A 22,755-nucleotide genomic window follows, 5' to 3' on the forward strand; every position below is an offset into this window, starting at 1 on the left:
ATTTTAGCTTTATTAAATAACTATGGACTACAATATCATTACCCTGGAAATAGCCACCCTGCTGATACACTTTGATCACTATGATCAATTGTTAGCCGGCCCCACCGAAGAGCAGATCAAAATAAGGAATAAGAAAAAAGAGCATTTGGCCGAATTTTTAAAAGAGGCCGACCTGCCCGAAGGTATCTACTTAACACAGCCAATAACTGAGTGGACCAATAGCATTACTCAAAGCTTACCGAAAGTAAAGAACAAAGACATCCACGAACTGGTTGAAAAATTGGAAAAGGATGTCAAAAAAATAAAGAAACTTTACAAAGAGACCGTTAAAAAGGAAGTTGCATAAACGCGACTTGCGACTCTAACACGCAAGCATCTCACAGTATCGACCTATTCAAAGGTCGGGTCAGAATAAAAAGGACAGTGCCATTTGGCTTGTTCTTTTTTATAAAGTCTGCCGCCATCCCCAACCCACTCTACAACACAACACATCCCGCAGGTTAGCCCCAACACGGGGCGATCATTACCCATCGTTTCATCAAGATCGTGCCCCTTCAACCTGAACCGCCATTGGCCTGGTGTTTGGATAGGTATTTATTATGTCATACCTCTTCACATCCACACACACCAAACTTTCCTCGGGCGACCGTGAGGTCACCATCGAACCTGTGCTTAGCTTCGGCATCGACGGCAATGGCTGGCATGCGGCCGGCATCTATAAGATCCATGCCGAAACAGCATCCATTGGCCAGATCTTTTTTGAAGGCAACCAATGGCGCTACGAAGGCAACGGACTTAGCGAAACAGAACAGGAAGAACTGGCTTGCTTCATCCGTTTTTACGACGGGAAAGCGGCCTAAATTCAGGCGCGTTTCAGCGTGATCACGGCTATCTCGGGCCACATACCTATGCGGCCTTTTAAGCCTAAAAATCCAAAACCACGGTTCACGTACAGGTAACGGCCGGCGTTCTCATACAATCCGGCCCACTGTTTATAAACGTATTTGATCGGGCTCCATTTAAAGCCGAATACGTCTATCCCAAATTGCATACCGTGTGTGTGGCCTGAGAGCGTAAGATGCACCCGCTTATCATGGTCCAGCGTCACCCCTTCCCAATGCGAGGGATCATGCGACATCAAGATCTTAAAGTCATCATCGGCAACATTAGCAGTAGCTTTTTGCAGATTGCCATATTTATGGAAACCACCTTTACCCCAATTCTCTACGCCTAATAACGATATCTTCTCCGCACCTGCTTTTAGGTCGACAGCCTCGTCAAGTAATAGACGGAAACCCATCTCGTTATGAACTTCTTTTAATCGTGATAGATTGGCCTTTTTCTCTTCCGGCGAATCCCAACGGATGTAATCGCCATAATCATGATTGCCCAATACCGAGAATTTACCCAACCTTGCTTTTAAGCCTGAGAAGGCTTTTATCCATGGATCCATTTCTGATGCTTTATTGTTGACCAGATCACCGGTGAAGAGGATAACATCACTATTTTGCGCATTCACCAGGTCCAAGCCCTTCTGCACACCTTTGGCATCAGTAAAACTACCCGAATGCACATCGGTGATCTGAGTGATCTTAAACCCGTCGAAAGCCTCGGGCAGATCGGGGAAAGCGATGATCTCGCGCCTTACCTGGTAAAAATGCCGTCCGCGCGTGATGCCGAATAACACGATAACGAACATGACGGCCGCAATAACCAAAGCCAATTCGCCTACCCAAAGCGCATGTGGTGGGAAACCACGGAACAATCGTCCGGCATCCTCTAACAATAGAACCGGCAAGGCTACCAGTCTTGGCACAAAAGCCAGCAGCATACCACTCATCATCCACGTGATCAAATTTTGCTGAGTCCCTGTGCCGCGCTTTACGAACAGTGCAGCCAGCAAGCCGCCCATCAAAGTAGCATCGATAAGCCAGTATAAGGAAGTATATGAATTAACGCCGAATACGGTCTGTACCGCGTGATAGAAATAAATATCAGTGATCAGCCATAACAGCAAGATCAGCGGAAGTCTTTTAGCCATAATACCGGTATAGACGGGTAAGCGAGACAAACATTTTAAGCTTTTTAGTAAATGATGTTGCGGTGACAAACTGTTAACAGCCATCATAAAAAGATCTTGCATCATTTTTAATAATGATAAGCATCACAATTAATAAACTATATAATTAGTAAATTTACACTGCAACATGCACTCCCACCAATGTTCAAAGTAACTTTTTTCTCAGCCAAGCCCTACGATATATCTTTCTTTAACAAAAACACCCTTTCGGACAAATTTCAATTCGATTTTTTAGAAACGCACTTGGGGCCGCACATTGTAAACGCTGTAGATGACGGCTCCTTTGCCGTTTGCGCTTTTGTGAACGACAAATTGACCTCCGAAGTGATCGGCGTGTTGGCTAAAAAGAACGTAAAGGTGATCGCCCTGCGTTGCGCCGGCTTTAATAACGTGGACCTTAATGCCGCCCGACAATACGGCATTAGGGTATGCCGGGTGCCAGCATATTCGCCTGAAGCTGTTGCCGAACATGCTGTAGCCATGCTGCTTACCCTTAACCGCAAAACCCACAAGGCCTATAACCGGGTAAGGGAGCAAAATTTTTCGCTTAACGGTTTGTTGGGGTTCAACCTGCATGGCAAAACCGTAGGTGTGATCGGTACGGGCAAGATCGGCAAAGCTTTTTGCAAGATCATGGCCGGCTTTGGTTGCCGCGTGGTGGCATACGATATGGTGCCCGACGCGGAACTCGCATCACTCTGTGTAGCTTATTTAAGCTTTAATGAGGTGTTGCAACAGGCCGACATCCTGTCTCTGCACTGCCCGCTTACCGCCGAAAACGAGTACCTGATCAACGCTGACACCATCAGAATGATGAAACCCGGAGTATCCATCATCAATACCAGCCGGGGCGGACTGATCAACACCAATGATGTCATCGACGCGCTTAAACTTGGCCAGATAGCTTACCTGGGGATAGACGTTTACGAACAGGAAGAGAAACTTTTTTTTAAGGACCTATCCGCCAACATTATTCCCGATGACACCATCCAACGGCTAATGAGTTTCCCTAACGTGTTGGTTACCGGGCATCAGGCATTCTTCACTCAGGAAGCCATGGCACAGATAGCCGACGTAACGCTAAACAGCATCGACCTGTTAAGCAAAGGCAGCGAGCCCGATGCCGCGGTTATGCTTACCTGATCCGTTACTTCTCCAACGTCCCCCTCGGCACCCAACCTTCATCCATAGGTCCGCCGGTGGATTTTTGGCCTTTGTGACGCCAGTTGCCGTCTTGCATCAGGTATCGGAACGACACCGTTTTGCCGACGCTCTCGGCCGTTTTAGTGAAGAAGTCGATATTTTCAATGTATTTGCCATTCTCGGCTGTGTAAGTTCCGCCGCCTGAATTAACGAATTGCTTAGTACCCACATTATAAGCTATCCACTGAAAGCGCGAACCTGACAGCACTTTCATCGTCCGCCTTGGCCCAAAGGCGTTAGGATTTTTGTTAAGCTGATCGTTCTCGTAATTGCCGACGATGATCCAAGCCCCTACCAGATCACCCTTGTCGCCTTTATCTACACGTTCCCAGGTCTCGTTAGTGGCCGATGTGGTCAACTTAGATCCGGACATCTTGATATCCGTACTCACCTCTGTGCCTACCCGTGCAGGATCTTTGGCATCCCACTCTAAGGTCTGAATCATTTTGTTGCCCTCCAACCGCCATTTACCACCGTAAGAATTAACGAACTTTTTACCCGGGCGATCATAAACCGCTACACTAAAGATATTATCAGTCACGATCATGGTCGCGCGTTGCTCGGCCGGGCCGTACTCCCAGGCGCCTTTCAGGTCTTTGATATCGATACTACTTTGCGTGAACGACGATAGCACAAATGACGCTATCAAAACGAACGAAACTATAGCCAGTAATTTCAGTCTGCTTTTCATAATAAATTTGGTTAAGATGGTAGAATTGGTTACTCGGGAAGCGGTATATACAAATATACTCAAAATTTCACGGACCTCCTAAAGGCCAGTAAAAAATTATCCTCCTCAAGATCAGCCTACTATAATTATTTTGTGCAGATGGTTTTGAATTTAAAGATGCTTTTGTACTTTTGCAAACCCAAACGCGAAAGTAGCTCAGTTGGTAGAGCACGACCTTGCCAAGGTCGGGGTCGCGAGTTCGAATCTCGTCTTTCGCTCCATACATAACGCCTCTTAGGAAACTGAGGGGCGTTTTTGTTTTATGGGGTTTGCGATGTGAGGCAGGCTGCGTATTTTAGCCGATATCTTATATAGCTCCATGCCCCTCCTCTCCTACATATCGCTCCCACCGCTACACGATGGTTACCTGCAAAATATCCCAAGCCTGAATAAAGGCCTGAATCTTAAGCTGACCACAAACGTCACCTTTTTGGTGGGCGAGAACGGCTCAGGCAAGTCGACTTTGCTGGAGGCCATTGCCGAGCAGTGCGGCTTTAGCTTGCGGGGCGGTAACCGAAATCATAATTTGGAAGTGGGCTGGCGATTCGAGGGCTATAAAACACCGCTGGCGCGTTATCTTCAATTGGGTTTTAACCCCAGACGGGTAACTGACGGCTTTTTTATGCGGGCCGAAAGTTTCTTCAACTTCGCGTCGTACATTGATGAATTGGCGCAGGATGATAACCGCATCCTGAAAGCATACGGCGGCCGTTCGTTGCACGAGCAATCGCATGGGGAATCTTTCCTGGCCTTGTTCAATAACCAGTTCGAGAATGGCTTGTATCTGTTAGACGAGCCCGAGGCGGCCCTATCCCCGGCTAGGATACTGGCCTTTATGTCGGTCATAAACGAGTTAGAACGCGGTGGGCGGGCGCAATTCATCATCGCTACCCACTCCCCTATGCTCATTTGCTATCCGGGCGCTACCACCCTGCAATTTGATAACGACGGCGTACGAGAGACCACTTACGAGGATACCGAACATTATTACCTCACCAAGTCGTTCCTTAACAATCCATCCACCTATCTACACCACCTGATCGACCCAGGCGAGGACAAATGATCAGTCCTCGGTATACCGCTCTATAAAGCCAACCAGATCATAATTGAAAGGAACTGGGAAATAATTACCCTCGGGTGTGATCAGAAATTTTGTAGGGAAGCCCTGCACGTTATAGGTCTTGTTCAGTTTATTATCGTTCATAGCAACAGGATAACTGTACTTGAACTCTTTCATATAAGCATCCACCTTCTCCCGGGTATCATAACAGGCAATAGTAATGATATCCAACTTGCCCGAAGCATCGGCCGCAGCCTTGGTGTATATTTTTTGTAAAGCCGGATGCTCTTCGCGACAAGGGCCACACCAGCTGCCCCAAAAATCTACCAGGATCCATTTGCCTTTTTGTTTTGTGGACGAGTATTGTACACCGTCGGTCTTTGTGACCGATATCTCGGGCGCTACCGGGCGGCCTTCGTTGACAGCCTTGCGCCAATAAGCAGCAAATGTTTCCTGCCCTGCAAAATTAGCAGCGTAGAAAGTAGAAAGATCTGTCTTACGGTCTACAGGGTTGCGTAAAGCCATCTCGGTCAGCGCGGCGAGGGTCTCGTCTTTGGTACCGTACTTTTTCAGGTGATCAACATAAGCTTTGTTAAACGTCTGCTTATCATTGTTACCAAATAGCATTTCTTCGTTACCATACTCTCCGCCAATGCCCATATCGTAAAAGTCGGGGCTATATTTAGCTGCGGCCTGATAGTATGACATAGCTGCTTTTGGGTCGCCTGCCTTTACCAGGCGTTCAGCTTTAAAGTAATTGGCCGCGGCGTAGATGTAGCGTGTCCAGGCGCGCTTGGCAAAGGCCTCTCTGGAAGCTGTCCTATCGTCGATGCTATTAATGACCGGCAATGTTGCCTTCATGGTTAACGCCAGCAGCTCATCGGCTTGCTTACTCAGGTCCTTATCATCGGCAATATCTTTGTACATTAACAAAGCATAGGTGCCGGTCTTATCCTGAAAAAGATCTTTTTGAGTTGCCTCCATCGCGATGAAAGACTGTGCCAGCGCTTTGATCTTGGCCTTATCCGCCACCGGCGAACCTAAAGCTAAGTTCAACTTATCTTTAACGCCACCCTTTACCGCTGTACCGCCTAACTTAGATACCTCGTCAGCTTCGGCCATTTGCATTTTTAAACGGTTTACGTTGGTCCACAAATAGATAGGCTTTGCAGTACCGCTGACGATGGGGTCTGCATCGGTGCTCATTTTATAAATGGTATTGTACATGGGCAACAGACCCTTATCCAGGTCTTTCTTCCAATCGGCTTTATTATCTTTTTTGGCTTGATCGGCAACCTTCTGCCTGAATACGTCTGTGAAATAATAGAAAATATCCGAATGGACCGCCTGCCTCAGGTACGATGCATCCTCGGATTTCTTAGCCAACTTGCGTGCGTAGAACAAGGCCGTATCGGGGTCCTTATGATAGTTATCAAAAAACTTGGTCCGGGAATTTACCGCGTCGGGATGAAGCGCCTGTGCCGAAGCATCAAGAATAGAGAACAAAGCAATAGGTATCGCAACAGCCAATAGCTTGGCGTTGATAAAGGAATAGGTAATTTTAAGCATACAAGTAATAGATATAAGTTGAGGCCGGGCATTAAAGCCCTGATAAATATAGCGGTTTCGACCGGGATAACTGAAGAAGGTTTAATGCGACGGACGATCTGTAACTATTTCTTACACCTTCGTCGGTATAAAATTAACGCGGGGTTAGATCAAAATGCACTAAATTTGATGCAATGGCCAATACTGTTCCCTCAACCGCGTCTAAATTACTGACCACAATACTGATCCTGTTGCTTGGCGTAGCGGTCATAATGGCCACGGCTTGGTGGAAAGGGCCTTCGTCATTTGTGTTTGCCTGGTGTACCCATTTTATGCTAATGATGATGGTGACAGCCGTGATCCAAAGCCTAAAACCCCGGCTAACCTCGCCTTATTACCAGTTGAAACCATTTGAGCAGGGCGGCAAGATCTACAAATGGTTCGGGGTGGATGCATTCCGTAAATTGTTGGTGATCGTCGGTTGGGAGAAACTGATCAGGGCAAGTAACCCGATATCAAAAAACACTGATCGCCTGCGTAAATTAGAATACGTTACCCGCCAGTCAGAGTTGGGGCATTTGGTGATCTTCTTCAGCGTACTAATGATGGCGATCCCGATAACCATCATGGACGGTATCAAAGGCGCGGCCGCGTTATTGATACTAAATATCATCCTCCATTTTTATCCCGTTATTTTACAGCGATACAACCGACCAAAATATCAACGATTATTGGCCATCGCTATAAAAAAAGAAAGCACCCTGTAACAGAGTGCTTTCGATATCATATTTTGTTAATTTAACAAATTAGCTATTCTGGATAGAGCCGTTCAGCTCGCTTGCTGTAGCTTTAACTTTGGCTTTTGCAGCGGCAATGGCTTCGTGGCCCTGATCAGTGTAATCATTGATCACAGACCTTACCTGGTCTTTATAATCAGACACGTTACCGGCAATGTTATCATATTGCGAGCGAGCTTGCTCTACCACATTATTACTGTAACGACGGGCATCCTCGGCGGCACGTTGTGCTTTATCTCTCGACTTTTCGTACAGGTCAACTAAGTAATCAGAAACTTCGCCGCGTAGTTCAGTCCCTTTGTCTGATGTTATTAATAAGCTGATCGCTGCACCGGCAGCTGCTCCAACTAAAAGCGCTGCGATAAGTTTTGTTTGATCTTTCATATCTGTTTATTCTTTTAAGTAGATTGTGTTAAAAGTTCAACAAGATCTGTGCCGTTATGTTTCGGGAGCGTTAATTTTTACGATATTGATAACAGTAGAAATTAAAAACGCCCGGCCTTTTTGGGGCCGGGCGTTTAAAACGTTTTGTTGTACTTATTATGCTTAGATAACTTTTACATTCACTGCGTTTACACCTTTTCTGCCATTAACTACTTCGTAGTTAACTTTGTCGTTCTCGCGAACTTCGTCGATAAGGCCTGTCGAATGTACAAATATGTCTTGGGTGCCGTCAGCCGGTGTAATAAAACCAAAACCTTTTGTTACATTGAAAAATTTAATTGTTCCTTCGTTCATTGTATTGTATTATAAAAATAAGTGCGCAAGGTACGGAAATAAAACCGATAAACTCCAAATTTAAAATTGGAGGGTGGTTTTAAAGTCCAACGTCTCTTACGCTACCCCCCAAGGAAACTCGCCTTTAGCCGACATTTTTTTAAGGTTGCGCATTAACCGCTTGCAATTACAACCGATATCAAATAATAGCACCAACACAAAAGCGCCCGCCCATGCATAAAAAAATTTGTCGGCCCCGTAATAATAACCCAGGCAGATAGCCAGCATAAGGCTTGTCGCTCCCGTTACAGAATAATAGTTGGCTTGCTGCGACCTAAGAATAAAGCCCGGCCTAACAATAGCGTCCATCAACATGCTTCTGATCCCGTTGGGCAGCCAGATCACATAAAATAAAAGCTTATGCCACAACATCAGGTCGGTAAGATAGTACTTACGTGTATCCCGGTCTATCGCTTGCCGTTTAACTCCTTTAGGGTTGGCAAGTTCCACTTCGCGCACGCCGCGCGACAGCAACTCTTCGCGCACGATCATTACTGCTATGTCGGTGTAGTCGCTTTTATTGACCAATATTGTGGCCAATGCAGAAGATGTGTACTTTTGATATCGCTTGCGTAAACTTTCTTCGGTAACCATTGTCGTTACTTACCCTTATCAAATATCCAGCTTAGCCAAATAATCCATATTCTCTTTCATGCTATCAAAAGGGTTATTGGTGTACTCTTCCTGCTCCACAAAAAAGTATTTCAAGCCCGAGTCTTTAGCATGCTTTAATAGTTTCGGGATGTCCAGATCGCCTTTGCCAAACTCGGTGCTTTTGTGGTCTTTCATATCCTTTAAATGCCATAGCGGGAAACGGCCCGGAAAGCGTTTAAAGTAATCGAACGGATCTTTACCTGCGGTTACTACCCAGCCAAGGTCCATCTCCCAGCATACCAGCTTAGGATCGGTATTATTCAGCATTACATCAAACAATACCTGACCATCGGCCGTGGCAAATTCCTCGGCATGGTTATGAAAACCGAACTTAATGCCCGACTTTTTGCATTCCTCACCTGCCTTATTAAATATGTCCGATACTTTTTTGTAGTTGTCTACCGTTTGCCCCCAACTTGGTAAGGATGAGCAGATCAAATACTCCTGCCCGGCCTCGGCAGCTTGAGCCACAGTGGCCGACCAATCTTTACCAATACCTGTGTGGCCGCTGCGAACGGTCATGCCAAGATCTTTACAGATCTGTTTGATCTCGGCCGGTTTCAATCCGTAAAACAGTCCTTTACCACTGGCGGCTGATTCTATTTGTTTGATGCCTAACGCGGCTATCTTTTCCAGTGTACCCTTGGCATCAGCCATCATCGCATCACGAAAAGTGTAAAGTTGCACACCTACATTACTCACCTTTTTATAGTTAAAGGCCGAAGCCAGCGATGGCATCAACACAGATCCGGCGGCAAGCGCGCCCATATTCTTCAAAAAATCACGGCGGTTATTCATAACGGTAAAATTGGTTTGTGGCTAAGATATTGATTTTTTCAGGAACACCGCCATTTAACTAAATCGATAAAGCAAAATTTAATTACACTTATCCGTCATCCCGAAAACGTTTACGATTTTAGCAATGTAACAATTACCAATATATAGCCCCCTTATATGTCAAATTAGCTTTAACTTGCTTACGCGATATCAATTAAGGGAGGTATTACCCCTACCACCCGTGCCAAATGAACCATCAAACAACACTTTATAAACTAACCACTACCAAATTCTTATGAAGTTAAGAACCAACTTTAAGCATGCCGTAAACACGGCCTTGCTGGTTTTGCTTGCGGCAAGCGCAGGCCAGGCCCAAACACCAAAACGCACTCCAGCTAAACAGCGCGACGGGGCAAATATCCCAATGGCTAAAACCGGCCCGACCGCTGGTGGGGTATCTAAATATGTAAATACCTTTGTTGGGACCGAGGCCGTTACCGACCCTAAGATATTAGGTTACATTGCCCCACCTAACTGGCGGCCATGGTCGGGTTTGACCTTTCCGGGCGCATCCTTACCAAATGCGATGGTACAACTAAGCCCAATGACCAAGTACCAACCTGCAGGTGCGGGTTACGAGTACGAGGACGACAGCATCGTCGCATTTACGCATACCAACAAAGGCCATTGGAATTTGGGTAACGTGCCTATCCTGCCTATGTCTGGTTATCAGGAGGGAAGTAGGTTCGGTTCAAAATTTTCGCATAAAAGTGAATCGGCCGCGCCGGGTTTTTATTCGGTCTATCTGGATGATTACGGCGTGAAAGTAAGTCTTACCTCGACCTTACGCACAGGTTATCACAAATACGAGTTCAAAAACAATACCGACCGCCAGATCCTGTTCGACCTGTCTAAAGCGCTAAGCGGCGTTAACACCTGGAATATCGAGCAAGCCGGACAATATGCCGTACAAGGCTTTCAGGGTGGCGAGGGTATTTATTTTTACGCTCAACTAAATACCCCGATAGCCAAGTTGGACCAAAAAGATAAACGCCCGGTAGAGGAAAACCAACAAAGGAGAAATAACCGTGGCAATAATAACAAAGATGGTTACGCGCTGATCACCCTTGAGAATGGCAGTGCTGGACCTGTTGAACTAAAAATCGGTCTGTCATTCGTGAGCATCGCTAACGCGAAAGAAAACCTGGAGAAAGAATTGGCGGGCAAAACCTTTGAGTCGGTGCGTAAAGAGGCAGCCGCGACTTGGGAGAACCTGTTATCGTCTATCCAGGTAAAAGGCGGTACCGAGAAGAACAAGGTGATGTTCTACTCCTCATTCTACCGCTCCTTCTTATGGCCTGCTTTGCGCAGCGATATTAACGGCCAATACCGTAACGCCCGCCGCCAGGTGGATACTGCCGACTTCAGATATTACACCGAGCCGTCGTTATGGGATACCTATCGTAATAAGGATGTGCTGTTAGGCATGATCACCCCTAAGGTGACCACCGATGTGATCAAATCAATGAAAGATGTTGGTGAGAAGACCGGCTTTATCCCGACGTTCTTCCACGGCGACCATGGCGCGTCATCTATAGCGGGAGCATACTTGCGCGGTATACAAGATTTTGATATCAAGGCAACTTATAAGTTACTGCTACATAACGCCAATGTAGAAGGCCGTGCCCGCCCACATTTGAACGAGTACCTTGCAAAAGGCTATATTTCTGACCCCGATGTGGCCGATCCTAAAGTGGAGACCAAAGCCAATGCCGGTGTATCTAAAACCTTAGAGTATTCTTATGACGACTACTCGAACGCGCAACTTGCCAAAGTGCTTGGCGATACGGCTAACTACCGCATATTGATGGCCCGCTCTAAGAACTATAAGAACATGTTCGATAAGTCGGTGAATTTTATGCGTGGCCGTTTGGCTAACGGCGAGTTCATTAAGAACTTCAACCCGGAGTATCCTTATTACGAGTACATGTTCCGCGAGGCCAACGCCTGGCAGGTGTCGTTCTATGCTCCGCATGATATGCCGGGTTTGATCGATCTGTACGGCGGTCCAAAACCATTTGAGGCTAAGCTAGATACCTTCTTTACCAAACCCTGGAACCCGAAATACATCGCCCGTAATATCGAGACCTTCATAGGCCAGTACACCCAGGGTAACCAGCCGGACCACGAGGCCCCGTTCGCGTATATGTTCATCGGTAAGCCGGAGAAGACCCAAAAGCTATTGGATAAGATCCTGAACGAATTGTACGGAATGGGCCCTAACGGCAACCAATTGAGTGGCATGGATGATGCCGGCGAACTATCGGCCTGGTATGTGTTCAGCGCTTTGGGCATGTATCCATTCTCGGCCACCGATCCTAAATACCTGGTGACCGTGCCATTGTTCGACGAGATCAAGTGGCGCACCCCGCAAGGCAAAATGGTGACCATCACCAAGCCGGGTAAAGGCCGCACGCTAACCTCTGTAAAAGTTAACGGCAAGGTTAACAAGGATATTTTTGTATCGCACGATATCTTTAAGACAGGCGGTAACATCACGATCGCAACAAAATAATTGCAGTAAAGCCCCCTCGCGGGGCTTTGCCCTTAAGCCGTATTTGCTATATTTACCGCTTTAATAACCACCTATAAAAAAATGATGTTGACCAAAAAGGCCATAATTAGATCTACATCGGCACTGGCGCTAACCTCGGCGGTGTTGCTGTATTCTTTTGTGTTAGATGTCCCCAAAAAGCCGGACGAGAGCCGCTTTACCCCCGTGTCGCTTACGCAACCGGGCGAGCTGGATGAACCCAATAGTTTTGAAGTTTTAAAAGATGGCCGCGTGCTGCTAAGCGAGCGTAAAGGTGCCGTTAAATTATTCGACCCTATTACCAAAATGGTAAAACTGGTTGCCACCATCCCGGTGAATACCAAATACACCAGCGCCAAAGGTACGGTTACCGAGGCCGAAGAGGGCCTGTTAGGATTGACCGTTGACCCTGACTTTGACAAGAACCACTTTGTTTACACTTTCTACTCGCACGCTACCGAGAAGAAATTTCAACTTACCCGTTGGAAATTTGAGGATGAAAAACTGGTTGCAGGCTCAGAGAAAGTGATGCTATCCTTCCCTACCCAGCGCGAGATCTGCTGCCACACCGGCGGCGGTATGGTTTGGGATGCTAAAAAGAACTTGTACATAGCCGTTGGTAACAATACCGGTACAGCAGTTTCATCATCTACAGATGAGCGCCCTAACCGCGTTAGCTGGGATGATCAGCGTGGTACGGCTAACACCAACAGCTTATTGGGTAAGATCTTACGTATCCACCCCGAGGCTAACGGCACTTACACTATCCCGGCAGGTAACCTTTTCCCTAAAGGCACAGCGCTTACCCGCCCCGAGATCTATACCATGGGTCACCGTAACCCGTGGAGACCGACCATCGACAGCAAAACAGGTTGGTTATACTGGGGCGATATTGGCCCGGATGCTACCGAGGATACCGACATTGGTCCTAAAGGTTACGACGAGCTGAACCAGGCACGTAAACCAGGATTTTACGGCTGGCCATACTTTGTTGGGCCTAACGTACCATTCCCTATTTTTGATTACGTCGGCGGCGAGATGGGCGACCCTAAAAACCCTTTGAAACCGACCAATACTTCGGTTAACAATACCGGTTTAAAAGAATTGCCTCCGGTGGCTAAGCCATTTATCTGGTATCCTTATACGGTATCTACCGACTTCCCATTAGTGGGTAGTGGCAGCCGTTGCGCGGTTGGTGGCCCTATCTATCATAAAGCCGACCGTCCGTTAGCTAAGCGCCCTTGGCCTGCTTATTACGAAGGCAAATGGATAGCTACCGACCTGGCCCGCGGTTGGATCATGTCTATCAGCATGAAACCTAACGGCGATTACGAGAGCATGGAACAATTCTTGCCATCGTTCCACCCGATCGAGCCTATCGACATGAAATTTGGTCCGGATGGCGACCTTTACGTATTAGAGTACGGCAGTGTTTGGTTCGGTAAGAGCGACAACGCTAAACTGGTACGTATAGAATACAATGCCGGTAACCGTAAACCTATTGTAGCGGTAGCTACCGACAAACAAGGTGGTACCGTTCCGTTAAAGATCACTTTATCATCGGCAGGTACTTATGATGCCGATGGCGATAAATTACGTTACAGCTGGAAGGTAGCTGCCAAAGGCGGCGCTCCAAAACTGTACACTACCGCTAACCCAACTATCGATATTGCAAAGGCCGGTGTTTACACTGCCACACTAACTGTTACCGACCCTAAAGGATCGAGTAACAGCAAATCGGTACAGATCATTGCCGGTAACGAGGCCCCTGCTATCAACATCGCGTTGACGGGCAACAACTCGTTCTACTTTGGTAAGCCTGTAGGTTATTCAGTTACGGTAGACGATAAAGAGGACGGATCATTAGCTTCGGGTACTATCCCTGCTAACCAGATCGCGATCAGCACCAACTATGTGTCCGAAGGTTTTGACCTGGCCGAGTTGACCCAGATCCAACGCAGTGTGGACGCGTCGACCAAGTTCGCGGTAGCGCAGGCTATCATGGCTAAGTCAGATTGTAAGAACTGCCACAGCGTGAACACTGCCAACATTGGCCCGATGTTTACCGAGATAGCAGCTAAATATAAAGGCAACGCTGCCGAGATAGCCCGCTTACCAAAAGCGATCATCGAAGGCGAGAACGGCCGTTGGGGTAAACCTATCTCGATGCCATCGCACCCGAGTATCGCTTTAGCTGATGCTAAAACTATTGTTGATTACATTATTAATGTGGCCGACAACAACATTACCACGCTGCCGGCTAACGGCAATTACAAAGGCGAGATACCTGAAGGTGACAATGGCAAAGGTGCGCACGTGATCCGTGCTTCTTATACTGATAAAGGCAATAAGGGTATCCCACAGCAGACATCAGAGAAAACCGTTGTATTACGCAGCCCTAACGTATTAGCAGCTTCGGCACCTATCCTGAAAGGCGCAAGCGTTAAAGTGAACGGTGTGGATGGTTCTACCAACGTGGTAGGTAAGCAAAATGGCTACATCGCCTTTAAAAAGCTTGACCTGACAGGTGTGCAGCAGCTACGCTTCTTCGCTTTCGCTACTGTGTTAGAGAATAACCCGGGCGGCAAGATCGAGGTAAGGATCGACTCTCCTACCGGTCCGCTGGTTGGCGAGGTTGAGATAGAGCAGGTTGATGTGAAACCTAAAACGGTTGTTTACGCCAACACCGATGTGAAAGACACCGCCGGTCAGCACGATGTTTACTTTGTTTTCAAGAACGACAAAGCTAAACCGACCGACCCATTATTGTTATTGAACAGCGTAGTTTTCGCTAACGACAAAAAGTAAAAAAAGCGAAAAGCTATAAAGCAAAAAGCGCTGTCGGGTTGTCCCGACAGCGCTTTTTTTATGACCGCATTTAAGCGATCCAAATATTTTAAGAGAAATTACTTAACACGCTTTAAAGTACCGGTAAAATTAGCGCCCTGAAAGTTCACTGTTACGGCCATCTTATCACCCTCAACTTTACCCTTCACAAACTTAACGGCCATGCCGTTGTGGGTGAATTGTTTAAACATCACGTCGTTGCCGGTCACAACGCCATCCTTTAGTTTGATGTCACCTATCTCGCTGTTCACTAAACCGTTCACTTTAGCTTCTTCCTGTTTCATGTTCACGGTAATATCGTAAACCAGGGCTATAGTACCACTCCATTTGCCGTTAACGTCGGCAACTTTGTCGTCGGCGGCTTGCTTCATAGAAGTGCTCGAGATAAATAAGATCAGCAAAGGCAATAACAAATACTTCTTCATAAAAATGCTTATTTGTAGTAAGACACTATTTAACCCTTAACGTTTAATTAACCTAAAATATATAAACGATCGGGCTTCTATAAAACAAAAGCGCCGCTCCGGTATGTCCGGAGCGGCGCTCTAAATATTGTCAATGCTAAAATTATGCTTTAGGCAATTTCAAAGTTACTTTTTGAGGGCTACCGTTAAAAGTAGTGGTCAAAGTTAATTTACCCTCAGCGATAACACCTTTGTAAACAACCGGTTTACCGTTAAAAGTAGTAGTGAATGTGATGTTATCACCATCAACTTTACCTTCAGTGATCGCGTTTTTACCTAACTGAGCAGCTACGAATGGAGTGTAACCAGCGTCATCAGGATTTTCACCTTTAGGGTTGTTATCAACCAAATTGAACGTACCGGTCAATTTATCACCTTCAGTCTTCAAAGTCAGGGTTAAATTATATTGGCCTTCAACTAAACCTTTCCAGGCACCGTCAACACCTGCCGCTACCGCGTAGGCAACTATCGAAACTAATAAAACCGCTGATAATAGTACTTTTTTCATTATTGTAAGATTTGTTTTTACTTTCAGTTCTCTTGCAAATTAAACAATTTTTAAGCTAAATTATTGTAAAACTTTCGTTTTATATTGTAACATGCCTGTTTCACGGCTGGCTTCCGTCTCGGCTTGCACCGCCACTTTGGTCGGTTGCGCGCCGTTCTCTTCATATATCACGATCTCGTTCTTACCCGGCTTCAACCAGTTTTCGGGCAGATAATGCCCCCATATCCTGATCTTTTCAGGGTAACGACCAATGTTATGCCCGTTCAGCCAAACCGAACCGTTACTGAGGCTGGTGGTATTCACCCGCCATATAGTTAAAGACCCCTTAACCGCCGGAAGGTTTAACGTAGCGCGGTAAAAAGTTGGTTTATTTGCATTATTGGCCGATAATGGCTTCCATCCATCCGTACTATAAGCTTCTCCCTGACCACCTTTCATCCGCCAGTTCACTACCTCTTTTGGTTTACCTGTACCATCCGTTTTTTGCAATGTCACCGGGCCGACGATGCCTTTTATATCCAGCGTATCTATCCTGCCCACTTTAAATATCAGTTTGTTACGGCCAATGTGCGACATGAATACTGCCAGCGAGTGCTCAGTATTAGCCTTCAGATCAAGTTCGATGGTGGGTTTAAAAAGTTCGCTAGTATCGATGCGTTTGCCATCGAGATAGATCGCCCCGTGTTGCAGGGTATCCATCCGGCGAATGATCCACGAAAATTTAAGCAGATACTTTCCTGGTTCATTAGCTTTTAACTTAGTGCGATACCAGGCATTGGACGTAATATCGCCATCGGCGCCCATTTGCAGGGGTGCTTTTACTTGCTTCCACTTGCTGTCATCAAAGTTTGGTTGCGATGGCTGCGAGGCATCCTTTTGTCGCCAGTTGGTCAGTGTGATCAGGCTGTCTCGCTTTAATTTATGCGACTTGTCCACCATCACCTCAGGTTCACCTTTAGGCTGATATATAAACGTAGGGTAGTACGTTGCCGACTTCCATGGCCGTTCGGTTTGCAAACTGGTGATATTATTCTTGATCGTCGCCCTACCTGCGTAGTCCGGACCAATCACTACATCCGTGCCACTGCCATTTTCAACAAACCAGGTACGATCAGCCAATTCATTGCTGACCACAATTATCCTGACACGCTCCTCTCCTACGTTGAATATGTAATTTGAAGGCTGTGTGGCAGATACGGTAGCCTTAAATTTAACGTAGTCGTTATGGATCTTACTAAACCCAGCCCCGACCGAATATTGCAAACCTGTACGTGGGCGCAGGTATAATTCCACATCATTACCGGCTTTGCCTTGTATCACTAATGTTTTTGATCTGTCGGTATGCGATAGCATGCCATAGACATAAGCAGGCGACCAAGTAAGGCGGATATTCGGCGTAAGCGGATAGTTATTTATACATGGCATGATCTGCCCGGGGGCTAATTCGGCTTGGGTCACTGCGTTAAGATCGCCATCCTCGTGCGTGCGGATGGTAAATTGGTGTGGCACCGAATCCTGGTTATCAAAAAACACCACGCTGCCATAATGATTACTCTTACGGGAATTCACTTTAATAGCTGTGTCCGATGCATAGACGCGGGTATCGATGGTATTTTGGCTATTAGCCAGTATTTCCCTAAAACTATGCGCGAACCAATTTGCGCGTTTAAAGCTATAATACAAAGGACGCAAGTCTCCAGCTTGTCCTACAGCAGCCCCGTAATCATACGAGGCTGCCATTTCGCGATCGTTAAAGAACTCGAAGTTTGACCCTCCGTGCGCCATGTACACGTTGTAACCGTTACCGCCATGGGCCAATATCTTCCAGGTGCGGCGGTCATACAGGGTAGAATCATCGGGCTGAGGGCCGTAATTAGTTATCCAAACGCCCCAGTACTCGGTAGAGAACCATGGGTTAGGGCGGTCGGGGTCATCAAGGTTATCATATTCCGATGCCGGATCATTGCCGGGATGCAGTCCACTGAAAAAATAAGGCACTTGCAAGCCTAAAGCCGTGGTCTTGCTGATCAGGAACTTAAAATAATCATTCGGTACGATGGTACCCCAGCTTGCCCGGTGTTCGTTCTCTAACTGCACCATAATTACCGATCCGCCACGGTGTACCTGGTTCTTGGCAACGATCGGCATCAGCCTGTCAAAAAACTTACCTACTGCCACTTTAAACTGCGGATTATCCTCGCGCACTTTCATCCCCGGTTTAAATTTTAGCCATATAGGGTAACCACCCATGCTCCACTCGCCGCAATAATACGGGCCAACACGAACGATGGCATACATGCCCATACTTTTTACCAGTTGCAGATAAGCGTTCAAGTCATGATCGCCGGTGAAGTTGAACTGACCTTCTTTTTCTTCATGGAAATTCCAGAAGGTGTACATCTCCACCGTGTTAAATCCGGCACGTTTTAGGCGGGTCAACCTGTCCTTCCACAGTCCACGTGGTACGCGGGCATATTCCATCCCTGCCGATGCGATGAAGGCACGCTTACCATTGATGAGGAAACCCCGGGCATCATAGTTAATATAAGGTTTCGCGACTGCGGCAGCCGGGAAAATATGGTCATTTCGGGACGGTGTGCCTGTGCCGGGTTGGGCATAGGTTATCGATACCGAAAAAAAGATCAGTGTTAAAAGTATATATCTATTCAATTCACTTTTGATATTACAGATACTCATTAAGGCAAATTTAGGGATCCTGCTCTCCTATTAAAGCAAAAACCGCTAAGTGCAGCATATTGTTGCACTTAGCGGTTGATATAAAACGTAGTGTGTAGGTGTATACGGCATGGGTGCCTACACCGTATACACCTTTAAAACATTGACTATCAGACTACAAATATTCAACCCGTTCCTTGATAATATCAAAATTTTTTCATTAATAAATATCAACGCAAAAGATCGTAAAGAACAGGCCCTACCTGTAACTATTCTCTAACCAATCTTTACCCGGCAATTTAGGGAACGGTGTGTGCGGACCGGATTGGTACCAGAAGACCGTAGTAGCTATGTCATCCTGTAACGGGCGATAGCGACCGTCGCCGCGCCACCCAAGGTCCTGAATGGTCACTTTTAAATTATTTTCGAAACGGATGGGGTCAGTGATATGCCAGCGGTACAAACCAAATCGCTGGGCGGAATTATAGTTTCCATCGCCACGCACAACCTGCGGCATACCAGTGTACGGTCCGGTAAATTCTTTGTAATCGTTTACCCATTGGCCCTTGTCATTCTGTTGATTGGTGTGAAAATCATAGGACCCGCAAAAATAATCCTCGGTACCGGTGCCAACTATCGTGGCAAATTTATCATCGCCATCCATAAAGAATTTGATCTCGCCTTCGCCCCACCAACCGTTGTGATAAGATCCATAGGCCATATAGGTACCCACAAACTGTCCTTTGCCCTTGATGCTGTCAACCAATACATAGTCCTTTTTATACGGCACAGGGTTAACCCGGCGGAACTGCGCGTGGAAATAGCCCGCATCATCGGGGATCTTGGTCAGGGTATAATCTACCTGGTAATACAAACGCATGTCGCGGTCGTCGATATTCTCCATGGTGATCTTACATTTCTTGCGGAAAGGCATAGGCCAATAGCAATTGAAAGCGCTGCCCGGGTTCACCACTACAGGCAGCGAGGTTACCGGTGCGTAACGTCCTAATCCCATACAAAAGAAATCGCCCACGGGGACCTCTACCGATGGCGTTGTCTCGTCGTCCCAGTAAAAGCGCAGGATAGAGAAGCGCCAGTTGCCGGTCGGCGTCATCCAAATATGCTGGATAGCGCCGGATCCGTCTATCTCGGCAATAGTAAAGGTGGTGTGGGCTTTAATGTCTACACTCGGACTGATCTTCCAACCCTGCCCCAGATCGCGGGCAGGGCCCTGGCCCGTGCCGGTGGTTGCCATACCGCCTTTGCCTTTTTCACCTTTAAAATTTTCGGGGCTGATGGAGCGTGTTTGCGCGTCGGACAGTTGCCAGATGTTGCCCAGGCCAACATTGACACCATTAAATTTTTGGGCCGTGGCCGATAGCGTTAGGCACGCCGCCGCCAACAGCAGTAAAAAGAGCTTCTTCATAAAAATAGGTATTGTTTCCATCTAAGATACCTACTTGTATATACATCATCCAAACACTTAAAACAAAAAAAGGAGGCCGCCGTTACCGGTGCCTCCTGCTATTTTTATCAAAAGCGGATATTAAATGCCGCTTAAGCTATAACCATCGCGGTATGTACGTTTAACAAATTGGTTAACCTCGTCAACGTTGGTCACCTTTAAGTTAGCGGCATCCCACTCCAGGTTTACGAAACGTGCAGGGTAACGACGACCTTGCTGAACGCTTACACCTCTGATAGCCAGGTTACACATTAACATAGCTTCTGTCAACAAGCCGGCCTCAGACATTGGCGAGCTGGTTTTAGCGTTACCGTAACCGGCAAGGCAAGCCTCCACCCACTGAGCATAGTGGCCACCTGTGCTACCTTTTACACGATCATACTTAGGTTTGATCTTGGCTGCTTTATCCATCAAGCCTTCGCCTAATAAACGTGGCGCTTCAGCATAACAACCAGCGGTCATTTTACCTTTAGTACCAACAAACAGCATACCGCCGTCGCCAATACCTGCCCAGTTCTCTTCAGGCTCCAATTCTTCAGGGCGCGGAGGCAAGATACCACCGTCCATCCAGTGAACTTTTACCGGGCCTTTGGTTTTGTCTGATTTAGGGAAACTCATTACTGTGTAGTTGCTGCTTGGGCCAACATCTAACGAACCGCCGCCGCCAACACTTGATTGCACCGAGGTTACATATTTAAGACCCAAAACCTTCATTGGTGCATGCAGGATGTGGGCGCCCATATCACCTAATACACCGGTTCCGTAATCCCACCAGCCACGCCAAGAGAATGGTAACACATCGATACCACCCTGATCGCGACCGATCGGGTAAGGCCTTGCTTTAGCAGTACCTTGCCACAGATCCCAGTTAAGGGTATCACGCACCTCGCGCGACTCGGTAGGCCATTTCATGCCGTTACCTTGCGGCCAGATAGGGCGGTTGGTCCAGCAGTAAACTTCTTTAATGTCGCCGATCAAACCGGCATCATACCACTCTTGCATTAAACGCACACCATCGCTTGATGAACCCTGGTTACCCATTTGGCTCACGATCTTATACTTATCTGCCATGGACGACATCATACGAGCTTCGTAAACGTCGTGCGCCATTGGTTTTTGTACGTAGATGTGTTTTTTCATTGACATTGCCGCAGTAGCAACAACGGCGTGCATGTGATCCGGAGTAGCACAGTGTACAGCATCAAAGTTCTTGCTTTCCTTATCCAGCATCTCTCTGTAATCTACATAGCGCTTAGCATCAGGGTATTGCTTGTATGTGCCGGCAGCTTTAACCTGGTCAACATCACATAAAAATTGAGGTTTTGCTTTACCACTTTTAACAAACTCTCTTAGATCGCTCTCGCCTTTACCATTAACACCAACGCTGGCAATGTATAAAGTATCACTTGGTGCGCGGTAACCTTTACCCAACACAAAACGTGGCACAATGCTAAAAGCAGCAGCAGCAACAGCACCTGTTTTCACGAAATCTCTCCGTGTGGTGCCTTCTGCTTTTTCTTCGTTCTCTTTCATATAAAATTTACTAAATGATCTTACAGGGTGTAATAAATTGTTAAATGGTTATTCTGTGATCTCGCGGATCTTCATGTTCCTCCAGGCACTTGAACCCGGGTGTTCCTGAATAGCGATGTGGCCTTTAGCTACTTTAGCAAAGTCAGCAAATGTATTACCTCTAAACTTGCTATTAGCGATCAGTTTGTTCCACTCCTCGCTGCCAATAGTACCTTCGTAGGTAGTGATACCGTTAAGCACTAATTTTAAGTGGCCTTTGTTTTGAATGATCTGAACCTTGTTCCACTCACCTACCGGTACCGGTTTAGATACCGATGCATCACCGGCCATGTCATATAAACAGCCTGCTAAGTGGTTCTCTTTTTTATTGTCCTCGGCATCAATGTTGTCTAAAACTTGCATCTCCGGACCGGTTTGCCAGGTAGCGCCGTATTTTGCAGACTCCTGCACGTCGAAAATAATACCCGAGTTACTGCCTTTTTCAACTTTCCACTCCAGGTTAAGCTCGTAGTTCTCGTACTCGCCGTTGGTCACTAAGTCGCCACCACCTTTTTTCTCATACTGATCAAAAATAATGGTACCATCTTTAACTTTCCATTTGGCACCGGCAGTGTCTTTTTTAAACGTGTGCCAGCCCGCAAGGGTCTTACCATCAAAAAGTAATTTCCAACCTGCTTTTTGCTCTTTCTTGGTCAGAGTGTTCGGTTTCTGCGCTGTGGCAGTTTGGTGCATGAAGGCCAAAGCCAGCACGCCGATAGCATAAATTTTCATTTTTTGGTTTTAAGAGTGGTCGCCACCCGGTTTACTATTGGGGAAAAACAAATATTCTGAATATAGTCCAATTTTGCAACATCAGTTTCAAGAATTAATATTTTGTTTTTAAAATATTAAAATTCCTCTGACGCTATCGAACTATATCTAAAACACCGGTAATTCCATTAGATCGATCCAACTAAACTACTGAAAAATATGCGTGATGATGGCCTAACTTCTGTAAAGATCTTGATACCGACATATTAAAAAACAGTAAGGAACTTTTAACG

20 protein-coding genes and 1 tRNA gene are annotated in these 22,755 nt (G+C 46.6%); 8 read left to right on the forward strand and 13 right to left on the reverse strand.

Annotated elements, in window-relative coordinates:
• Positions 1-22 precede the first annotated feature (22 nt).
• A complete protein-coding gene (locus tag IRJ16_RS17225) occupies positions 23-346 on the forward strand; it encodes a hypothetical protein (protein ID WP_194112871.1) in 324 nt (107 codons plus the stop codon).
• Positions 347-599: 253 nt separating this feature from the next.
• Complete coding sequence (locus tag IRJ16_RS17230; protein WP_194112872.1) at positions 600-860, forward strand: hypothetical protein; 261 nt, start codon at positions 600-602, stop codon at positions 858-860.
• A 2-nt stretch (positions 861-862) separates the two neighbouring features.
• On the opposite strand, the gene IRJ16_RS17235 is transcribed toward IRJ16_RS17230, so the two are convergent.
• The gene (locus IRJ16_RS17235; protein ID WP_194112873.1) at positions 863-2,041 is read right to left on the reverse strand and encodes a metallophosphoesterase; all 1,179 of its coding nucleotides are present in this window, start codon (positions 2,039-2,041) and stop codon (positions 863-865) included.
• A 180-nt stretch (positions 2,042-2,221) separates the two neighbouring features.
• On the opposite strand from IRJ16_RS17235, the gene IRJ16_RS17240 reads away from it, so the two are divergent.
• Positions 2,222-3,223 (forward strand): 2-hydroxyacid dehydrogenase, encoded by a 1,002-nt coding sequence (locus IRJ16_RS17240; RefSeq protein ID WP_194112874.1) that lies wholly within the window; start codon positions 2,222-2,224, stop codon positions 3,221-3,223.
• A 4-nt stretch (positions 3,224-3,227) separates the two neighbouring features.
• On the opposite strand, the gene IRJ16_RS17245 is transcribed toward IRJ16_RS17240, so the two are convergent.
• On the reverse strand, positions 3,228-3,974 hold the full coding sequence (locus IRJ16_RS17245) for a membrane or secreted protein (protein WP_194112875.1): 747 nt from the start codon (positions 3,972-3,974) through the stop codon (positions 3,228-3,230).
• A gap of 184 nt (positions 3,975-4,158) precedes the next feature.
• Here IRJ16_RS17245 and IRJ16_RS17250 point away from each other — a divergent pair.
• Together IRJ16_RS17250 and IRJ16_RS17255 are read left to right on the forward strand one after the other, a co-directional pair.
• A tRNA-Gly gene (locus tag IRJ16_RS17250) sits at positions 4,159-4,234 on the forward strand.
• A 98-nt stretch (positions 4,235-4,332) separates the two neighbouring features.
• Positions 4,333-5,076 (forward strand): AAA family ATPase, encoded by a 744-nt coding sequence (locus tag IRJ16_RS17255; protein WP_194112876.1) that lies wholly within the window; start codon positions 4,333-4,335, stop codon positions 5,074-5,076.
• Here IRJ16_RS17255 and IRJ16_RS17260 read toward each other — a convergent pair whose 3' ends face one another.
• Entirely contained in the window at positions 5,077-6,642 is a 1,566-nt protein-coding gene (locus tag IRJ16_RS17260) for a TlpA family protein disulfide reductase (RefSeq protein WP_194112877.1), read from the reverse strand.
• Between the two features lie 173 nt (positions 6,643-6,815).
• Between IRJ16_RS17260 and IRJ16_RS17265 the strand changes: the two genes are divergently transcribed.
• Positions 6,816-7,388, forward strand: a complete 573-nt coding sequence (locus tag IRJ16_RS17265; RefSeq protein ID WP_194112878.1) for a glycosyl-4,4'-diaponeurosporenoate acyltransferase CrtO family protein — start codon at positions 6,816-6,818, stop codon at positions 7,386-7,388.
• A 39-nt stretch (positions 7,389-7,427) separates the two neighbouring features.
• Here the strand turns inward: IRJ16_RS17265 and IRJ16_RS17270 are convergent, their stop codons facing one another.
• The 4 genes from IRJ16_RS17270 to IRJ16_RS17285 form a co-directional block, all read right to left on the reverse strand.
• Positions 7,428-7,802 (reverse strand): YtxH domain-containing protein, encoded by a 375-nt coding sequence (locus tag IRJ16_RS17270; RefSeq protein ID WP_194112879.1) that lies wholly within the window; start codon positions 7,800-7,802, stop codon positions 7,428-7,430.
• A gap of 162 nt (positions 7,803-7,964) precedes the next feature.
• On the reverse strand, positions 7,965-8,156 hold the full coding sequence (locus IRJ16_RS17275; RefSeq protein WP_194112880.1) for a cold-shock protein: 192 nt from the start codon (positions 8,154-8,156) through the stop codon (positions 7,965-7,967).
• A gap of 96 nt (positions 8,157-8,252) precedes the next feature.
• Positions 8,253-8,789 carry a hypothetical protein gene (locus tag IRJ16_RS17280; protein WP_194112881.1) on the reverse strand — a complete coding sequence of 179 codons (537 nt, stop codon included), beginning with the start codon at positions 8,787-8,789 and terminating at the stop codon, positions 8,253-8,255.
• Positions 8,790-8,807: 18 nt separating this feature from the next.
• A complete protein-coding gene (locus IRJ16_RS17285; protein ID WP_194112882.1) occupies positions 8,808-9,647 on the reverse strand; it encodes a sugar phosphate isomerase/epimerase family protein in 840 nt (279 codons plus the stop codon).
• Positions 9,648-9,921: 274 nt separating this feature from the next.
• Here IRJ16_RS17285 and IRJ16_RS17290 point away from each other — a divergent pair, with 274 nt between their 5' ends.
• Positions 9,922-12,201 (forward strand): GH92 family glycosyl hydrolase, encoded by a 2,280-nt coding sequence (locus tag IRJ16_RS17290; protein WP_228080269.1) that lies wholly within the window; start codon positions 9,922-9,924, stop codon positions 12,199-12,201.
• An 81-nt stretch (positions 12,202-12,282) separates the two neighbouring features.
• Entirely contained in the window at positions 12,283-15,027 is a 2,745-nt protein-coding gene (locus tag IRJ16_RS17295; protein ID WP_194112883.1) for a PQQ-dependent sugar dehydrogenase, read from the forward strand.
• 98 nt (positions 15,028-15,125) lie between these two features.
• Here IRJ16_RS17295 and IRJ16_RS17300 read toward each other — a convergent pair whose 3' ends face one another.
• The 6 genes from IRJ16_RS17300 to IRJ16_RS17325 form a co-directional block, all read right to left on the reverse strand.
• Positions 15,126-15,491 (reverse strand): hypothetical protein, encoded by a 366-nt coding sequence (locus tag IRJ16_RS17300; RefSeq protein WP_194112884.1) that lies wholly within the window; start codon positions 15,489-15,491, stop codon positions 15,126-15,128.
• 142 nt (positions 15,492-15,633) lie between these two features.
• On the reverse strand, positions 15,634-16,038 hold the full coding sequence (locus tag IRJ16_RS17305; RefSeq protein WP_194112885.1) for a hypothetical protein: 405 nt from the start codon (positions 16,036-16,038) through the stop codon (positions 15,634-15,636).
• 60 nt (positions 16,039-16,098) lie between these two features.
• Positions 16,099-18,735 carry a beta-galactosidase gene (locus tag IRJ16_RS17310; RefSeq protein WP_194112886.1) on the reverse strand — a complete coding sequence of 879 codons (2,637 nt, stop codon included), beginning with the start codon at positions 18,733-18,735 and terminating at the stop codon, positions 16,099-16,101.
• A gap of 238 nt (positions 18,736-18,973) precedes the next feature.
• Complete coding sequence (locus tag IRJ16_RS17315) at positions 18,974-20,140, reverse strand: glycoside hydrolase family 172 protein (RefSeq protein WP_194112887.1); 1,167 nt, start codon at positions 20,138-20,140, stop codon at positions 18,974-18,976.
• Between the two features lie 120 nt (positions 20,141-20,260).
• A complete protein-coding gene (locus IRJ16_RS17320) occupies positions 20,261-21,712 on the reverse strand; it encodes a Gfo/Idh/MocA family protein (RefSeq protein WP_194112888.1) in 1,452 nt (483 codons plus the stop codon).
• Positions 21,713-21,760: 48 nt separating this feature from the next.
• Positions 21,761-22,483: a 3-keto-disaccharide hydrolase gene (locus tag IRJ16_RS17325; protein ID WP_194112889.1), complete on the reverse strand. Its 723-nt coding sequence runs from the start codon at positions 22,481-22,483 to the stop codon at positions 21,761-21,763.
• Positions 22,484-22,755 lie beyond the last annotated feature (272 nt).

The sequence above is a fragment of the Mucilaginibacter myungsuensis genome, from assembly GCF_015222005.1.
In the GTDB taxonomy this organism is placed as follows: Bacteria; Bacteroidota; Bacteroidia; order Sphingobacteriales; family Sphingobacteriaceae; genus Mucilaginibacter; species Mucilaginibacter myungsuensis.

What these genes read in the sequence shown, in the direction of transcription:
- IRJ16_RS17225 (WP_194112871.1), top strand. Translation starts at nt 23, where the DNA reads ATGGACTACAATATCATTACCCTGGAAATAGCCACCCTGCTGATACAC.
- IRJ16_RS17230 (WP_194112872.1), top strand. Translation starts at nt 600, where the DNA reads ATGTCATACCTCTTCACATCCACACACACCAAACTTTCCTCGGGCGAC.
- IRJ16_RS17235 (WP_194112873.1), bottom strand. Translation starts at nt 2,041, where the DNA reads ATGGCTAAAAGACTTCCGCTGATCTTGCTGTTATGGCTGATCACTGAT.
- IRJ16_RS17240 (WP_194112874.1), top strand. Translation starts at nt 2,222, where the DNA reads ATGTTCAAAGTAACTTTTTTCTCAGCCAAGCCCTACGATATATCTTTC.
- IRJ16_RS17245 (WP_194112875.1), bottom strand. Translation starts at nt 3,974, where the DNA reads ATGAAAAGCAGACTGAAATTACTGGCTATAGTTTCGTTCGTTTTGATA.
- IRJ16_RS17255 (WP_194112876.1), top strand. Translation starts at nt 4,333, where the DNA reads ATGCCCCTCCTCTCCTACATATCGCTCCCACCGCTACACGATGGTTAC.
- IRJ16_RS17260 (WP_194112877.1), bottom strand. Translation starts at nt 6,642, where the DNA reads ATGCTTAAAATTACCTATTCCTTTATCAACGCCAAGCTATTGGCTGTT.
- IRJ16_RS17265 (WP_194112878.1), top strand. Translation starts at nt 6,816, where the DNA reads ATGGCCAATACTGTTCCCTCAACCGCGTCTAAATTACTGACCACAATA.
- IRJ16_RS17270 (WP_194112879.1), bottom strand. Translation starts at nt 7,802, where the DNA reads ATGAAAGATCAAACAAAACTTATCGCAGCGCTTTTAGTTGGAGCAGCT.
- IRJ16_RS17275 (WP_194112880.1), bottom strand. Translation starts at nt 8,156, where the DNA reads ATGAACGAAGGAACAATTAAATTTTTCAATGTAACAAAAGGTTTTGGT.
- IRJ16_RS17280 (WP_194112881.1), bottom strand. Translation starts at nt 8,789, where the DNA reads ATGGTTACCGAAGAAAGTTTACGCAAGCGATATCAAAAGTACACATCT.
- IRJ16_RS17285 (WP_194112882.1), bottom strand. Translation starts at nt 9,647, where the DNA reads ATGAATAACCGCCGTGATTTTTTGAAGAATATGGGCGCGCTTGCCGCC.
- IRJ16_RS17290 (WP_228080269.1), top strand. Translation starts at nt 9,922, where the DNA reads ATGAAGTTAAGAACCAACTTTAAGCATGCCGTAAACACGGCCTTGCTG.
- IRJ16_RS17295 (WP_194112883.1), top strand. Translation starts at nt 12,283, where the DNA reads ATGATGTTGACCAAAAAGGCCATAATTAGATCTACATCGGCACTGGCG.
- IRJ16_RS17300 (WP_194112884.1), bottom strand. Translation starts at nt 15,491, where the DNA reads ATGAAGAAGTATTTGTTATTGCCTTTGCTGATCTTATTTATCTCGAGC.
- IRJ16_RS17305 (WP_194112885.1), bottom strand. Translation starts at nt 16,038, where the DNA reads ATGAAAAAAGTACTATTATCAGCGGTTTTATTAGTTTCGATAGTTGCC.
- IRJ16_RS17310 (WP_194112886.1), bottom strand. Translation starts at nt 18,735, where the DNA reads ATGAGTATCTGTAATATCAAAAGTGAATTGAATAGATATATACTTTTA.
- IRJ16_RS17315 (WP_194112887.1), bottom strand. Translation starts at nt 20,140, where the DNA reads ATGAAGAAGCTCTTTTTACTGCTGTTGGCGGCGGCGTGCCTAACGCTA.
- IRJ16_RS17320 (WP_194112888.1), bottom strand. Translation starts at nt 21,712, where the DNA reads ATGAAAGAGAACGAAGAAAAAGCAGAAGGCACCACACGGAGAGATTTC.
- IRJ16_RS17325 (WP_194112889.1), bottom strand. Translation starts at nt 22,483, where the DNA reads ATGAAAATTTATGCTATCGGCGTGCTGGCTTTGGCCTTCATGCACCAA.